At 64.5% G+C, this 15,996-nt stretch carries 14 protein-coding genes; 6 read left to right on the top strand and 8 right to left on the bottom strand.

Going from position 1 to position 15,996, the window contains the following annotated elements:
- Positions 1-69 precede the first annotated feature (69 nt).
- The 4 genes from SPBM01_RS04940 to SPBM01_RS04955 form a co-directional block, all read right to left on the bottom strand.
- A complete protein-coding gene (locus SPBM01_RS04940; RefSeq protein WP_188064270.1) occupies positions 70-1,443 on the bottom strand; it encodes a sensor histidine kinase in 1,374 nt (457 codons plus the stop codon).
- On the bottom strand, positions 1,440-2,570 hold the full coding sequence (locus tag SPBM01_RS04945) for a DUF2336 domain-containing protein (protein WP_262504327.1): 1,131 nt from the start codon (positions 2,568-2,570) through the stop codon (positions 1,440-1,442). The genes SPBM01_RS04940 and SPBM01_RS04945 overlap by 4 nt, the downstream gene beginning before the upstream one ends.
- A gap of 46 nt (positions 2,571-2,616) precedes the next feature.
- Positions 2,617-3,783, bottom strand: coding sequence for a hypothetical protein (locus tag SPBM01_RS04950; protein WP_188064272.1), 1,167 nt, complete (start codon positions 3,781-3,783; stop codon positions 2,617-2,619).
- Between the two features lie 90 nt (positions 3,784-3,873).
- On the bottom strand, positions 3,874-4,176 hold the full coding sequence (locus tag SPBM01_RS04955) for an Hpt domain-containing protein (protein ID WP_188064273.1): 303 nt from the start codon (positions 4,174-4,176) through the stop codon (positions 3,874-3,876).
- Positions 4,177-4,255: 79 nt separating this feature from the next.
- On the opposite strand from SPBM01_RS04955, the gene SPBM01_RS04960 reads away from it, so the two are divergent.
- Positions 4,256-6,943: a hypothetical protein gene (locus SPBM01_RS04960; protein ID WP_188064274.1), complete on the top strand. Its 2,688-nt coding sequence runs from the start codon at positions 4,256-4,258 to the stop codon at positions 6,941-6,943.
- Between the two features lie 2 nt (positions 6,944-6,945).
- Here the strand turns inward: SPBM01_RS04960 and SPBM01_RS04965 are convergent, their stop codons facing one another.
- Positions 6,946-8,310: a methyl-accepting chemotaxis protein gene (locus SPBM01_RS04965; RefSeq protein ID WP_188064275.1), complete on the bottom strand. Its 1,365-nt coding sequence runs from the start codon at positions 8,308-8,310 to the stop codon at positions 6,946-6,948.
- Between the two features lie 156 nt (positions 8,311-8,466).
- Between SPBM01_RS04965 and SPBM01_RS04970 the strand changes: the two genes are divergently transcribed.
- From SPBM01_RS04970 to SPBM01_RS04980, 3 genes are read left to right on the top strand one after another with little or no spacing between them, the layout of a single operon-like run.
- A complete protein-coding gene (locus SPBM01_RS04970; protein ID WP_188064276.1) occupies positions 8,467-9,642 on the top strand; it encodes a vWA domain-containing protein in 1,176 nt (391 codons plus the stop codon).
- Positions 9,642-10,631: a 2OG-Fe(II) oxygenase gene (locus SPBM01_RS04975; RefSeq protein ID WP_188064277.1), complete on the top strand. Its 990-nt coding sequence runs from the start codon at positions 9,642-9,644 to the stop codon at positions 10,629-10,631. The genes SPBM01_RS04970 and SPBM01_RS04975 overlap by 1 nt, the downstream gene beginning before the upstream one ends.
- Positions 10,632-11,519, top strand: a complete 888-nt coding sequence (locus tag SPBM01_RS04980) for a DUF817 domain-containing protein (protein ID WP_188064278.1) — start codon at positions 10,632-10,634, stop codon at positions 11,517-11,519.
- Here SPBM01_RS04980 and SPBM01_RS04985 read toward each other — a convergent pair.
- Positions 11,452-12,540: an anhydro-N-acetylmuramic acid kinase gene (locus SPBM01_RS04985; RefSeq protein WP_188064279.1), complete on the bottom strand. Its 1,089-nt coding sequence runs from the start codon at positions 12,538-12,540 to the stop codon at positions 11,452-11,454. The two genes, SPBM01_RS04980 and SPBM01_RS04985, sit on opposite strands and share 68 nt — an antisense overlap.
- 55 nt (positions 12,541-12,595) lie before the next feature.
- Between SPBM01_RS04985 and tyrS the strand changes: the two genes are divergently transcribed.
- Positions 12,596-13,813 (top strand): tyrosine--tRNA ligase, encoded by a 1,218-nt coding sequence (gene tyrS, locus SPBM01_RS04990; protein ID WP_188064280.1) that lies wholly within the window; start codon positions 12,596-12,598, stop codon positions 13,811-13,813.
- A 79-nt stretch (positions 13,814-13,892) separates the two neighbouring features.
- Entirely contained in the window at positions 13,893-14,246 is a 354-nt protein-coding gene (locus tag SPBM01_RS04995; protein WP_188064281.1) for a PilZ domain-containing protein, read from the top strand.
- Here SPBM01_RS04995 and SPBM01_RS05000 read toward each other — a convergent pair.
- Positions 14,218-15,291 (bottom strand): mechanosensitive ion channel family protein, encoded by a 1,074-nt coding sequence (locus SPBM01_RS05000; RefSeq protein ID WP_188064282.1) that lies wholly within the window; start codon positions 15,289-15,291, stop codon positions 14,218-14,220. The two genes, SPBM01_RS04995 and SPBM01_RS05000, sit on opposite strands and share 29 nt — an antisense overlap.
- Before the next feature lie 182 nt (positions 15,292-15,473).
- Entirely contained in the window at positions 15,474-15,971 is a 498-nt protein-coding gene (locus SPBM01_RS05005; RefSeq protein WP_188064283.1) for a GNAT family N-acetyltransferase, read from the bottom strand.
- Between the last annotated feature and the right edge of the window lie 25 nt (positions 15,972-15,996).

Genomic DNA, 15,996 nt, shown 5'->3' on the forward strand with positions numbered 1-15,996 from the left:
ACGCGCATCGACGTTTTTAGAGGAACGGCGCCTTGGTAACAGGGCGCCGTTTTTCGTTGCCGCCGCTTGTCAGGGCAGCGCAGGCAGGCTCAGGATGAAGCGCGCGCCTTCGCCCGGCTCTCCGCCGATGCTGATGTCGCCGCCCATCGCGCGGGCCAGACGGCGGGAGATGTAGAGGCCGAGGCCACTGCCGCCTGCATCGTCGCGGCCCAGCCGCTCGAACTTCTCGAATATCCGCTCTCGATCCGCGATGGCGACGCCCGCCCCCTGATCGACCACCATGATCCGGCTCGTTCCGTCGCTTTGCTCGGCCATGACCTGCACCATGCTGCCTTCGGGCGCGTAGCGGATGGCGTTGCCGATCAGGTTCACCAATATCTGCAACACGCGGCGAAATTCGCCGCTCGCCATGACCATTGCGTCCGGCGCGGGGGCCGTGATCGCAATCTGCCGGTCGATCGCCTTGACCGCCAGCAGCCCGGCGGCACGACGGCCCAGATCGGCCAGGTCCACGTCCTCGGTCATCACGCTGAAATCGGGCCGGTCGATTGCCTGCAAATCCGCCAGATCGTCGACCAGCGCCATCAAATGCCGCCCCGCCGACGCAATATCCTGCGCATAGCCTGCATAGTCGGGCCGCAACGGCCCATCCATCTGCGCGCTGATCGTATCGGCGTTGGCGATGATCCGCCCCAGCGGCTGGCGCAGCGAACGGTCGAGCCGCTTGCCAAACTCGGCCGGATACAGCGTGATCGGCGCGTCCTGCGCCATCGGCGCAGTAACGCCGCGCTCGACCGGAAAGGCGGTGCCGCGATAACCGACCAACTGCCCGCCAAGGTCGAACAGGGGATAGGCGGACAACCGGAACAGCCGCGACGGATCGCTGGCCAGCGCCGCTTCCTGATCGCGAAAGGCACGCCGCTGGGCAAAGCCGCGCAGCAACGCCATATCGCCATCCTCATCGGCCTGAAGCTGGAAATAGCTGGAAAAACGGCTGCCCGGCACCGGCGGATCGGACGGCGGCACCCCCGCCGGATCGCGCCCCTCCATAATCATCTGGAACTGCAATTGCGTATCGACCTGCCAGGTCCAGCCTTCGGACAGCGCGGCAATATCGCTGTCGCGTCCACTCATCGGCGCGGTGACGACGGGCCGCTCGTGCCAGTCGATGATCGACAGCGCTACACCCTCGCCCTCCGGCCGCGCCCGCACCCACATGTCGATATCGCATCGGTCCGTCGCGGCGATGACCGGACGGGACACGGTAATGCGCAACCGCATCGAAAGCCGCGCGATCGCGGCCAGTTGCGGAATGGCCAGCGCCACGCCGATGTCGCCCCCCGCTTCGCGCTGCAACGCCAGCAAAGGCGCGTCGGCGCTGGTCAGTACGCCTTGAGCCGATACCGATGCACGAATGATGGTCGGATGGGACGGCATGTTCACCAGCGCCCGACCCCGACCCCGGCCCCGCCTTCGCCAGCGATGCGGCGCAGATGGTCCAGCTTCGCGCGGAACGCGACGGGCGCCCGCAGGCCCGTGGCAGCGGCATCCGCCTGCCCTTCGCTCAACTGTTGATAAGCTTCGGCTTCCCGCACGATCGCTGCGTCCGACAGTGAAGGCCGCACCGGCCGCAACGCCAGCAGCAAGTGGCGATAATCGGCGTCCGATCCGCCCAGCACGCGGCACAGCGTCGCCACCTGCGCCACAGGTCCGACAACCAGAATATCCGTCACCTGAGCAATCGTCATGCGCACGCGGCGTGCGGCCAGCCCGGCAAACAGCAGAAACTGCCTTTGCCCCAGCGCCCCGCCCAGCAATTCGGGCGCATCGGCCCGGTCGCCCAGTTGCCGGACGAGCCGGTCGGCCTGCGCCAGCGGACTGGCCCCTTCATCATGATCGGCCAGCAATGCCCAGCCAGCCTTTTCGAACAGGCCGATCAGCGCGTCATCGGCATCCGGCACGCTGCGCTGCATGACTGCGGCCAGGCAGGCCGCCGCCGTCCACACCAGTTCGGCAAAATATTCGGCGGGAACATCCGCCCGCATCGGCTGATCCTCACCGCCGCGCGCGATCCATCGTCCCTGCGCCAGCGCCAGCGCGATCACCGCGTCGCCATGGTCGGGATCATCGACGCGCAGCAACTCGTCGGCCATTCCGCCCGGATCGCCTTCGCCATCGGGCTGCCCCGACTGGCGCAACATCAAACTGACGCCCGCCCGCATCTGCATATGCGCCAGCAGGGAAGGGCTGATCAGGGTCGGCTGCATCCGCACGCTGCGCCAGCATAAAGGGTCCGGCCAGCGATCCAGCGCCGCCGCAACTACAGGCTCTGCGTCGATCGCGGCCCGCAACGCCAGTTCGATCGTCGTCAGGCATCCGCCCAGATGCCGCCGCGTCTCCGCGATCAGCGCATCGTGGCGGACGCGATCTTCCATCGGAAAGAAAAACGCCAGGTCGATGGCATGGTCGACAGGCACGGCGGACATGCCGGCCATGACCCGCGCCATCGGCCAGCTGTCCATCATGGCCGCTCCGGTAAGGGACGAATAGGCGCTCATGGGGGCGACCATAATCCCACGTCCTTAAAATGCACTAAACCCTGACAGCTAAAAATCGTCAGTCGCGCGAACGCAGGATGATGGCCCCTGCCGAAGCGATCAGCGCCAGCATCGCTACCCGAAACCCCTGCGCCAACATCCCGAACAGGCCAGCGATAATCAGCAGGGGCAGCACCGTGCCGGGCGTCACGATCATCCATGGCCGCGCATGGCCGGTCCGCCGCCATCGGTCCGCCACCAGCATGATGCCCAGCAACAGCGCAAGGTCCGCCGCCATCGTGCTGCCCCCTGCCAGCACCATGCCTAACAGCGCCAGCACCGGCGCGGCAAAGGCCAGCCCGTTGGTGGGCGGCGACCGCAGCGCCAGTTCGTCCAGCCGATCCGCCACTTCCGCCAACAGCAGGGATAGCAGCAGCAGGCAAAATCCGGTCAGCGTCCATAAGAGCTGGATCGGCACCAGCGCGATTGCGCCCAGCGCAATGGCCGCGACCCGCACCTGCATGGCTGGCACCTGCATCCGCATCAGCGCGGGGCCGATCATCCGCGCCAGGGGGGAAAGGACATAATGTTCCACCCCTCCCCGTGACCGCCCGTTGGTAACGCCCGCCGCCGTCACTGCCTGCGCCACCAGGTCCGCCTGCTGCTGGCTGTCGACCAGCGCCACGCGCCCCTCCATCAGATCATCCTGTGGCACGGTGACGCGCCGCGCGCCTTTCTGCACCGCCGCACGCACCAGCGTCAGCGATAAATCCCAATCCCCGATCATATCGATCGTGCCGAACAGCAACGCCGGGCCGATCCGCGCCAGCCCCGCCCAGCGTTGCCCCGCGTCGATCCGCTCGAACGGCGTGCTGGCCCGGCTGTCGTCCGTCACTAACAGGGCATTGCCCTCCATCGCACCCATCGCCTCGACATGGGCCTGCGATACGATCGCGCCATCGGCGACCAGCAATATGTCGGCGTCGCGCGGCGCATCACGCACCAGCGACACCATGTCCCGCACCAAAGCGACCGCGATTCCGTCCGCGCTCAGCCGATCGACTGCCTGCGACAGGGCAGGCGTGATGACGCTGACCAATATCATGATGCGGTCCGCCCCCGCCTGCGCGGCCTGTCGCGCCTGATATTCCACCAGCGTCTGACCGGCAAAATGCAAGCTCGCCCGCAACCCTGCGGCCGAATCGGCACACGCCCGACTGGCGCTCAAAATAGCGGCAAAACCCATATGCTGAATTAGTCGACCCGATTGTTGTTCAGCCGACCTTTTCGCAAGGTGGAACGCTTCGCGCAAGCAAAGCCGTGCAGGAACGCAGATTCAGTCCTGTTGCAGCGTCGCCAGCGCCGCGCGCACGCGCCGCAACGCGCGCGGATCCCCCGGTGCAGCCTCCGCCGCTTCGTCGGCCAGCACCATCAGCGCCGTAACGCCGAAACTCGCGGCCAGACCTTTCAACCGCCATGCCGCCAACTGCCAGTTCGCGTCGCACCGCGCCCGGCTCAGCAGGTCGACCTGCCGTTCCGCGCTCTCCATGAACGCGACGCGCAGGTCGGCGATCAGGGCGCTGTCGTCGCCGACGGCCGCGGAAAGGGCTGCATGAAGGGCGCCGGGATCATAAGACATGCGACAGACGCTACCGGGATTGCGTTAAGTTTTGGTAACAGGGCATTTCCGCGCGCGGAAAAGATGCTAGGATGGCAATATGACAGGGGGCAGCACAATCGTCGAATTCTGGCGCGATCCATCGACCGCGACAGGAACGCAGGCAAAGGCGGATGACATCCTCCTTTTGGATCAAAGCGTTCTGGACCTGGATGAACCCTATTTGGAAGACCCCGATTCAGACGGTCAGGACAGCGACAGGCGGACGGGGCGGGTGCGCATCGCCCTGTCGCTGCTGGGCCTTGGCTGGGTCGGTTTTGCCGGCTGGGCGATCATCAGTTCGGGGGATCTTGCCGCTGGCCCGTCGCTCTGGGCAGGTGCTGTCGCCACTTTGGTCGCGCCGCTCATCCTGCTCGCGCTCGCCTATCTGCTGCTCATCCGCAACAGCCGCTCCGAATCGCGGCGTTACCTTGATACCGCGCGCGCCCTGCGCACCGAAACCGATCTGCTCGAACTGCGCATAGCCCGCATCGCGACCCAGCTCGAATCGGCGCGGCAGACGATGCAGGATCAGGCCGAACTGCTCGACAGCTATGGCGCCGCCGCCAGCAGCAATATGGAAGCATCGGCCGAACTGATCGCCTCGCGCGCACAAACCACGGCCGAACGCGCCGATGCCGCCGAACGCGCCGGCACCGCGCTGATCGCGCGCATGGACATGCTGATCGGCTCGATTCCCGAACTGGAAGATCGCACTGGCCGCATGGCGGCGCAGATCATGGACAATGGCCATGCATTGGCCGAACGGATCGACACGCTCGAAACGCGCCTGCACGCGCTGGCCGAATTGTCGGACGACGCGCGCGCCCGCACCCTGTCCGCGACCAAGAGCCTGTCGAGCCAACTCACTCAGTTGCAGGAATCGACTCGCGCCGCGAGCGAGGAAGTCACTGGCCTGGCCGACATTGCCACCAACCGCATCGAAGCGACGAGCCAGAGCGCGCGGCACGCGATGGAAAACAGCCGCCAGCTACTGGAAACCCAATCCTCCGCCCTGACCGGCCTGATCGGCACGGCGCAGGCCGGGGTCGCCGACACCAGCAAAAGCATCCGCGCAACGCTCGCCCGCGATCTGGACAGCGCGCAGGCGGACATGCGCGAACGCATGGAAGTCGCGCTGCAAAATGTGCGCGCGACGCTTGGTTCCACTGACGATGGCCTGTCACGCCGCGCCGAAGCGCTCGAAGCGCTGGTCGCCGCCGCGCAGGCGGGCATAGGCAGCGCCAGCCAGAGCGCCCTCGACACTCTGAGCCGTGACATGAACGCGATAGAGATCGACCTGCGCGCGCGGCTGGACGCCACGCTCACGCGGGCGCAATCGACTCTTGCCCTGACAGACGCCAGCCTGACCGGGCAATCCGCCACGCTCGACGGCCTGATCGCCCGCTCGCACGACACGCTCGACGCCATCGGGCGGGACACCGTTGCGGGCCTTGCCGACACGATCGGCGACGTCGAAAGCCGCCTGCATCACATCAACCACATGGTCGAAGGGCAACGGACGCTGATGTCCGGCCTGCACGCCAATCTGCACGACACGATCGAAGCAACCGAAAGCCGCTTCGCCACGCTGGAGGACAGCGCGCTGGCGCGGAGCCAGCGGCTGACCGATGCGCTGGTCCGGCTGACGGCAGAAACCCAGCGGATCGACGGCGCGCTCGCGGCAGGTGGGCTGAATGCCGAACGGTTGATCGGCTGCGCCGAAAACCTGCTCGTGGCGCTGGATTCCAGCGTGCGTGAACTGGACGAAACCTATCCCGGCACACTCGACCGCTTCGACGCCCGGCTAGAACAGAGCCGCGCGCTGCTGGGCAATACGACACCCGAAATGGAGCGTCTGGAAGCCATTTCGCAGGCGCTGGTCGGCCGTGCCGAGGAAGCCGAAGAACTGCTGCGCGGCCAGGGCAGCCGCCTGACCGAATGGCTGGAAAGCACGCAGGGCGGGCTGGAGGCCAATCGCGATCTGGTCGACCGGCTGCGCATCGCGCTTGACGGCGCGCATCAGGACGCGACACGGATTACCGAAGGCGCCGGGCCACTCCTCATCACCGCCCTGCTCCGGGTCAAGGACACAGCCGATCAGGCCGCCGAACGCGCGCGTCAGGCGCTGGGCCGCGCCATTCCCGAAGCGGCGCAGGCACTGGCCGACGCCAGCGAACAGGCGATGCAGGATGCGCTGGGCGACAGAGTGACCGCGCAGATCGAACAGGTCGCCCGCGTGGCCGAAGAAGCGGTCAAGGCCGCGCATCAGGCGTCCGAACGCCTCACCCGTCAGCTACTGACGATAGCGGACACCAGCGCCAGTGTGGAACAGCGGATCGAGGAAGCCGAACGCGCATCCGAAACCCGCGACCGCGACCATTTCGCCCGCCGTTCGGCGTTGCTGATCGAATCGCTCAACAGCACGGCGATCGACGTGGCCAAGATTTTGTCCAACGACGTTACCGATTCCGCCTGGTCCGCCTATCTGAAGGGGGATCGCGGTGTGTTCACGCGGCGCGCGGTCAAGCTGCTGGACGCCGGAGAATCCCGTGAAATCGCGCTCCATTATGACAATGACGCCGAATTCCGCGACCATGTGAACCGCTACATCCATGATTTCGAAGGGATGCTGCGGATCATTTTGTCGGCCCGCGACGGCAATGCTCTGGGCGTCGCCATTCTCTCGTCCGACATGGGTAAGCTCTATGTCGCTCTGGCGCAGGCGATCGAGCGGCTGCGTCAATGATGTCAGATCAGGTAACCCACCTCATATAGTCCCCAGCGCTTCCCTGCGAAGATCAGCGGCACGAACGCACTGCGCAGCGCCCGATAACGCCCCTCGCCCAGATCCTGGCGATAGGTGAACAGGAAAAAGTCGCCCTCTCCGTCCAGCGCCCGGCGCGTCTGGCTGTCCATGAACATCTGACGGTTGCGGGCATGTTCCATATTCCATGCCCGCTCTCCTGGTCGCTGCGGCTGGCTGCGCGCGCTGATATGCGTGGGCAGCCAACCGTTCATGTCGATCAGGCAACACCCCACGATCGCGCTGTCCTCACCCGTTTGCCGGTCCAGCATCGGGCGTAGCGCCGTATCGGCGAAATCCGCCAGCCGCGTGGCATATTGCGGCGGATCGGACCCTTCGATCATGCGATAATCATTGTCGAACAGGTCGGACAGATGCAGCGCGCCGTCGGCGATGGCCCGTTCGATCCGCTCGGTCACTTCCTCTGCGCCTTCCTCCGCCAGCGCGATGTAGCGGCTGTTGCGCGTGCGTTGCGGCCCATGGGCGGCGGTATTGAGCATGTCGTTGGCCATGCCTTCCAGCGCTTCAAGCTGCCCGCGCGCCATGTCGACTCGCACCGCGCTTTCGCCAGCCGACTGGCTGAACGCGGCCAGTCCCTGGCGCAACGCCGATACATCGCCATCGGCGGCATCGGTGCAGGTCACGATGGCTCCGGACCGCTCGCCAAACTGGCTTACCAGCGATGCGATTTCCGCCATGGTCATCCGCAACCTGTCGATATGCCCGCCAACGTCGCGCCCCCGCACGATATTGGCTTCCACGCCGCCGATCAACGCGCGGGCGTCCCGGTCCAGCTGGCCCAGCTTGTCACCCACCGACGCGGCCGATTCGCCCGCTTGCCCGGCCAGTCGCCGTATCTCGTCCGCCACGACCGCAAAGCCCTGCGTCGCTTCGCCGCCCCGTGCCGCCTCGATCGCGGCATTGACGCCCAACAGGCGGGTCTGCCGCGCAATCGCGCCCAGCTGGTCGGAAATATCCCCCACCACCCCGATCACCGTCAAAAACTGGCGCAAATGCCCTTCCAGCCCCGTGACATGATCCACCAGCCCCGCGACCTCGCCCAGCGACAGCGTCACGACGTCATGCCCGTCCGCGATGATGCGCCCCGCGCGGCGCGCCGTCAGGCTCAATTCCTGTGCCGCAGCGACGCTTTCATTCTGGCTGGCGGCCAGCATGTCCATATTCGCCTGCAAATCCGACAGGCGCGTCGAATCGCGCTGGATGCGCCGGTTCAGGCGGCTGAGATACCCGGCCGTCTCGCTGCACTGCAATGCGATGTCGCCCGATCTTTCCCCAAGGTCGGCCAACAAGTCCCTGTTTTCCAAGCGCGCCCCGTCTCTTTTCGATCATATCGAGTGTGACGGATTAACCATGCGCTGCAACACTTAATATTCCGCCCTCCCAATGCGACAGGCCATCGCAGCCCCGGCTTGCATCGCGCGGCGCGCTGGCCGAAAAGCAACTTCATGCTCCTCAACTTTCTCGACGCCCTGCGTGCAGCGGGCATCCCCGCCAGCATCAAGGAACATCTCCTGCTGCTCGAAGCGCTGGATCGCGACGTCATCGACCGGACGCCGGATAATTTCTATTATCTCGCCCGCGCGACCTATGTGAAGGATGAAGGGCTGCTCGACCGCTTCGACCAGGTTTTCGCCAAGGTCTTCAAAGGCGTACTGGGCAACGAAGGCGTAGAGGCAGAAATACCGGAGGAATGGCTGCGCCTGGTCGCGGAAAAATATCTCAGCCCCGAAGAGATGGAGAAGATCAAGTCCCTGGGCGATTGGGACGAGATTATGGAGACGCTCAAAAAGCGGCTGGAGGAACAGCAGGGCCGGCATCAGGGCGGCAACAAGTGGATCGGCACCGGCGGCACGTCCCCCTTCGGCCATGGCGGCTATAATCCCGAAGGCGTCCGCATCGGCGGGGAAAGCAAGCACAAGCGCGCGATCAAAGTGTGGGAAAAGCGCGACTTCGCCAATCTCGACAACACAAAAGAGTTAGGAACCCGCAACATCAAGGTGGCGCTGCGCCGCCTGCGCCGTTTCGCCCGCGAAGGATCGGCCGAGGAACTGGATCTGGACGAAACCATCCGTGGCACCGCGCGGCAGGGCTGGCTCGACATAAGGATGCGGCCCGAACGGCATAATGCGGTCAAGCTGCTGCTATTTCTGGACGTGGGCGGATCGATGGATCCGTTCATCAAGCTGTGCGAGGAACTTTTCTCCGCCGCGACCGGCGAATTCAAGAATATGGAATTTTTCTACTTCCACAATTGCCTCTATGAAGGCGTGTGGAAGGATAATCGCCGCCGCTTTGCCGAACGCACCCCGACATGGGACATCCTCCACAAATATGCCCATGACTATAAAGTGATTTTCGTCGGCGACGCCGCGATGAGTCCCTATGAAATCACGCACCCCAGCGGATCGGTCGAACATATGAACGAGGAAGCAGGCGCGGTCTGGCTCCAACGGGTCGCCCATACCTATCCTGCGACCGTGTGGCTCAATCCAGCGGCGCAGGCGCATTGGGGCTATAGCCAGTCGACTCGCATCATCCGCGACCTGATGAACGACCGCATGTATCCGTTGACGATCGAGGGGATCGACGCGGCAATGCGCGAACTCACCCGCAAACGCTGATGGCTTCGATTGCGGCAGAGGCGCTGGCGTTGCTCCGTCGCGGCGATGGCGCGTCGGCGATGGCGCTGGTCGAAACCGCCTGCGCACAGGCCGACGGCGAAGCGCTGGCGATGCGTGCGCTCTGGCAGGTCGAAGGTCGGCTTATGCCCCGCGACCTTTCTGCCGCCCGCGCGGACCTGAACGCCGCGACACAGGCCGGAAATGTCGGCGCTGCCCGGATGCTGGGCGGGTTTCTGGCCACCGGCACCGGCGGCGCGCGCGACTGGGCAGGGGCGCTGGCCCTGCTCGACGCATGGGTGGATCGGGACATATTGGCTACACGGCAAAGGACATTGATCGCTGCGATGGCCATCGACGCGGCGGGCGACCCACTGCACATCCCCACCCCGCACTCCCTGCACGAAACACCGCCCATCCACGCCTTCCCCGGCCTGCTAAGCGCGCCGGAATGTGATCTGCTCACTGACCTTTCGGACCACCGCCTGCGCCCCGCCCTCATCTTCCATGAAGGACAAGGGCGCTTCGTTGCCGATCCGATCCGCGATTCCGATGCGGCGGGCTTTCCCATCGTGTCCGAATGGCCCGCCATCCACGCCATCAACCGGCGCCTGGCGGCCGCGAGTGGCACACAGGTCGAACAGGGCGAAGTGCTGCAAATCCTGCGCTACCGCCCCGGCCAGCAATATCGCGCCCATCTCGACGCCGTTCCCGGTCTGGCGAACCAACGCAGCCTAACGCTGCTCGTCTATCTCAACGATGAGTATGACGGCGGCGAAACCCGTTTCAGGCGCCTCGACATCACCTATCGCGGGCGCAAGGGCGATGGCCTTCTGTTCGCCAACTGCCTGGCCGATGGCCGCCCGAACCCCCTGACCGAACATGCCGGTATGCCCGTGCGATCCGGCACGAAACGGGTCGCCAGCCGCTGGATCCGGCAACGCCCGTCCGAAACCCCTGACGGCTTTGGCCAGCACGAAGCATCCGCCTGAATGTACGAACAGACCCGTTTCGCCCGCATCCGACACGCGCTGGAACAGGCCGCCGTCGCGCCGGGCTGGCGCGGCCATGCGTTTGAATTTGCGATGTTCGGTTTCAAACAGGGCTGGGCCTGCCTGTTCGGCGGCCTGATGCTCGCGCTGCTGCTTGGCACGCATCTTTTCTATCCTGCCACAGCGCCACTGCACCGCTATGATTTCCTGACGCTCTGCGCGCTGGTGATCCAGATTGGCATGATCGTGCTGCGGCTGGAAACATGGCGCGAAGTCGCGGTCATCGCCATCTTCCACATCGTTGGCACAGTGATGGAATTGTTCAAGACAGCGGCGGGATCATGGATCTATCCCGAATCCAGCCTGCTCCATATCGGCCCGGTGCCGCTCTTTTCCGGCTTCATGTATGCCGCCGTGGGCAGCTATATCGCGCGCGTCTGGCGCATCTTCGATTTCCGCTTCACCGCCTATCCCCCGCGCTGGACCAGCTTCGCCCTTGCCGCTGCCATCTACATCAATTTCTTCGCGCACCACTGGCTGCCAGACATTCGCATCGCGCTGTTCGTCATTATCGCGCTCCTGTTCGGGCGCTGCCATATCTGGTTCCGCCCCCTCCACCGTCACCGCGCCATGCCGCTGCTGCTCGGCTGGCTGCTCGTCGCCCTGTTCATCTGGTTTGCCGAAAATATCGGCACCTTCGCCAACGCCTGGACCTATCCCGATCAGGCGAGTGGTTGGCACATGGTATCACCGATGAAAATGGGCGCCTGGTATCTGTTGATGATCGTCAGTTTTGTTCTGGTATCGCTGGTATCCCCCATCAGGCCGCCGGAAACAGAACCCCGCCCGTCATCGGCACCGGCACGCCAGTCGTCCCCGGAAAACTGATCGGCAACCCGGCCAGCCGCCGCACCGCCATATAGGCAAAACCCTCCGCCTCCAGCGCGTCGCCATCCCATCCCAGCGCGTCGACCGCCCGCACGTCAACGCCCGTCCGCTGCGCCAGCATGGCCATCAGCGTCGCATTATGCCGCCCGCCGCCCGCGACATGGATGCAGCGCGGACGCTCCGGCAAATGCGCCACGGCCCGCGCTACCGCCGCTGCGGAAAAAGCCGTCAGCGTCGCTGCACCATCTTCCAGCGTCATGCCACGCACTGCATCAATCGTGAACGCCTCCCGGTCGATGCTCTTGGGCGGGGGCAGGGCAAACCAGGGATCGGCCATCATCGCCGCCAGCCGCGCCTCATCCACCGCGCCCCGCGCCGCACAGGCTCCGCCCGCATCATAGGCCGCATCGCCCTGCGCCTGCATCCAATTGTCGATCAGCCCGCTCGCCATGCCCGTGTCGAACGCGACCAGCGCGCCATCGCTGCCGATCGCGGTGATATTGGCCACCCCGCCCAGGTTCAACACCGCCACCGGCTTGTCCAGCCCGGCGGCCAACGCGCGATGATAGACCGGCATCAGCGGCGCACCCTGCCCGCCTGCCGCCACGTCCGCGCTGCGCAGGTCTGCGACCACCGTTATGCCGAATACGCCCGCCAGCGCCGCGCCATCGCCAATCTGCCAGGTCCAGCGTCGTTCGGGCCGGTGCGCCACGGTATGGCCGTGAAAGCCGATCACGCCGACATCTTGCGCAATATGCCCGCTGCGCCCCAGCAGGTCGGCCACCGCCTCGACATGCCGTTCGGTAAGCTCTGCCTCCACCGACGCAATCAGCGGCTCAAACCCCGGCGCGTCCATCGCCATCGCCCGCGCGCAGCTTTCGGCCAGCCGCACCCGGAACCCCTCATCATAGGGCATGGCGTGAAAAGCGACTGGCTTCACCGCACCTTCCCCATCGGTTTCGATCAACGCCGCGTCGATTCCATCGCGCGACGTGCCGGACATCAGGCCGATTGCCAGCATATGAAACGACTCCGCCTCTTTAATCCCTATCTCGCCAATGCTACAGGCGCGCGCCATGAGCAACTATCAGTCCGATCTCCTCCGCCTGCTCGAAGCACGCGGCTACATCCACCAGCTGACCGACGCGGCGGGCCTCGACGCCATGGCCGCCAAACAGGTGGTGCCGGGCTATATCGGCTTCGATCCGACGGCACCCTCGCTCCATGTTGGCAGCCTGGTGCAGATCATGATGTTGCGGCGGATGCAGCAGGCCGGGCATAAGCCCATCGTCCTGATGGGCGGCGGCACTGGCAAGATCGGCGACCCTTCCTTGCGCGATGAAGCCCGCTCGCTGCTGACCAACGAAAAAATCGCGGAAAATGTCGCCAGCATCAAACGGGTGTTCGAACGCTTCCTGACATTCGGCGATGGCCCCACAGATGCCGTCATGGTCGACAATGCCGACTGGCTCGATGCCCTCGAATATATTCCGTTCCTGCGCGACATCGGCCAGCATTTCTCGGTCAACCGGATGCTCAGCTTCGATTCGGTCAAGCTGCGTCTGGACCGGGAACAGTCGCTCAGCTTCCTCGAATTTAACTATATGATCCTGCAAGCCTACGACTTTCTGGAATTGTCGCGGCGCGCGGCCTGCCGTCTCCAGATGGGCGGGTCGGACCAGTGGGGCAACATCGTCAACGGCATCGAACTGGCCCGCCGGGTCGATGGCACGCAGGTTTTCGGCCTCACCTCCCCGCTCATCACGACGGCGGACGGCGGCAAGATGGGCAAGACCGCCAAGGGCGCGGTCTGGCTGAACGCCGACGCACTCTCCCCCTACGATTATTGGCAATTCTGGCGCAACACGCAGGATGCCGATGTCGGCCGCTTCATGCGCCTGTTCACCGACCTGCCGCTCGAAGAGATCGCGCAGCTGGAAAAGCTGGACGGGTCGGACATCAACCATGCCAAGAAGCTTCTGGCCGACGCCGCAACCACGATGGCCCATGGCGCAGACGCCGCCGCCGCCGCCGCCGAAACCGCACGACGCACGTTCGAGGAAGGCGCATCCGACTCCAACCTGCCGACCGTCAGCCTGGGCGCGGATGGCCTGACCGTGGTGCAGGCGACGACTGCCCTGGGCTTTGCCACATCCAACAAGGAAGTCCGCCGCAAACTGGCGGAGGGCGCAATCCGTTTGAACGGCGAAGTCGTTTCGGACCCGGCTACCCTATTGAAAGTGGGCGACAAGCTGAGTTTCGGCGCAAAAAAACACGGTCTGGCCACCGCCTGACGCAACAAAAATAAGTCAGGAAAGCATTAACCAGCTTTCCTGACATTTCATTTACGGCCGGGCGGGCAGGCTGCCGCTCATGTCCTCGGTTTTTGCCAATCTCAACCATGTCATGCGCTCGCGCGACCCGTCCGTCGAACAACGGCGGGCGCCACGCGACCTTGTCGACATGGTCAGCCATGCCACGGCGCGCGGACGCACCCATGGTGTGCGCATCATCAACCTTTCACCACAGGGTTTGATGTGCCGCAGCGACGGCGAATTGCTGATGGGGGAACGGGTGACGATATGGCTACCGATCCTGAAAGACCATCCCGCCGAAATCCGCTGGAGCGAAGATGGCCGCGTCGGCATGGAATTTTTCGAGCCGATAAAGCCGCGCATCTATGACGCGCTGATGGCGCTCATCCCGCCGCGCCAGACGGCATGGTAAGCGCTTCGGTCCGTTCGATCCGTTGACGATGGCGCACCAGCGCTTCGGGCATGTCCGTGCGCAGGAAATCCAGCATCGCTTCGCGCACATCGCACCGCAGGTCGAATGCAACCCCTGCATTGCGCGCCGATAGCAGGCAGCGCAGTTCCAGCGCATCGGCGCGATGCTCCGTCACCTGCAACAACACCACGCGCCCATCCCACCGATTATTCGCCTGCGTTACCGCGACCAGCTTCTCGCGAATGCGCGCCACATCGGCGGTCGGATCGACATAGAGAAATACGGTGCCGAGCAGGTCGGACGTCTTGGTCGTCCAGTTCTGAAAGGGCTTTTCCAGAAAATAGGATACCGGCACCACCATCCGCCGGTCGTCCCAGATGCGCACGACGACATAGGTCAACGTGATATCCTCTATCCGCCCCCATTCGCCCTCCACGATCACCACATCGTCCAGCCGGATCGGTTCGGAAAATGCCATCTGGATGCCCGCGATCAGATTCTTGAGCGCAGGCTGTGCCGCCGCACCCACCGCCAGGCCCACCAGCCCTGCCGACGCCGCCAGCGTCACGCCGATCGTGCGGACCCCCGGTATCGCCATCAGCATCATCGCGATCACCAGCACCGCAACGATGCTCTGCGCGATACGATAAAGGATGCGCACCCGCGTATGCCGCTTGCGCGCTTTGAGATTATCTTCCGCGCTGATGTCCGCACCGCGCTCGATCATCACGCGCATCGCCCGCATCAGCCGCAACATCAGCCAGCCGACCAGCAGGGCAAAGACCATCTTCGACCCGATCGACCACAGCGATGCGACGCGCGGCCCCATGTCGAGCGGCTGCAACCCCGCCCCCAGCGCCAGCAACACCACCAGCCAGCGCGTCGGCTGAAAGATCGCGGGCAACAACACCGGGTCCATCCGCCGCCGCACGACCCGCAGCACAATGGCATAGAGCGCCCAGTGTATCAGGAACGCGGTGACGACTGCCGCGATGATCGAGAACGCAGCGGTCGATGTGATATGGGTCAGACTGATGTCGGTCATGCGGGGGCAACGCGACGACGTGAGGATTTGTTTCGCAGGTGCGGTAGGTTTCAGGGAATGAACTGGCGCAGCGCACTACGCCCCACCTCCCCATCGTCATCCCCGCGAAGGCGGGGATGACGGGAAAGGGTGGATGGCGGACTGTCCGCTTTTGACGAATGACACGCAAAAGCGGACGCTGCTTACCCGGTAAAAGCGGGGGCATAATCCACACGCCCGGTCGGTGTCTTTTCGATGGTCAGGTTTAGCCGCATGAAATATTCGGGCGGCGCTCCTTCATACCGCAAGGCATCGTCTCGCTCGAATCCGAAGCGGCTATAATAGGCCGGATCGCCAAGAACCACGCAGCCAGCGGCGCCTTGCAAACGGAGTTGTTCCAGCCCCTTGCGTATCAAGGCCGAACCCATGCCCGACGACTGATGCGCGGGTTCGACCGATACCGGCCCCAGACCAAACCATTTGCTCTGCGTGCCATCAATGGTGACAGGTGAAAAGGCGATATGCCCTACCAACGCCGCATCCTCGACCGCTACCAACGAGATTGTGAGAGCGTTGGCCGCTCGCAGCCTCTCGATTATTGCAGGTTCGCTTTGGTCACTGTGTGCCGCGCCTTCAAAGGCCCGTGCCGTCACATTGGCGATGGCGGTGTGATCGCCCTCTTGCTCGTCTCGTATCAACATCGCGTACAGTATAGCGGATATCTGC

Origin of the sequence: Sphingobium sp. KCTC 72723 (assembly GCF_014280435.1) — a bacterium.
Lineage (GTDB): Bacteria > Pseudomonadota > Alphaproteobacteria > Sphingomonadales > Sphingomonadaceae > Sphingobium.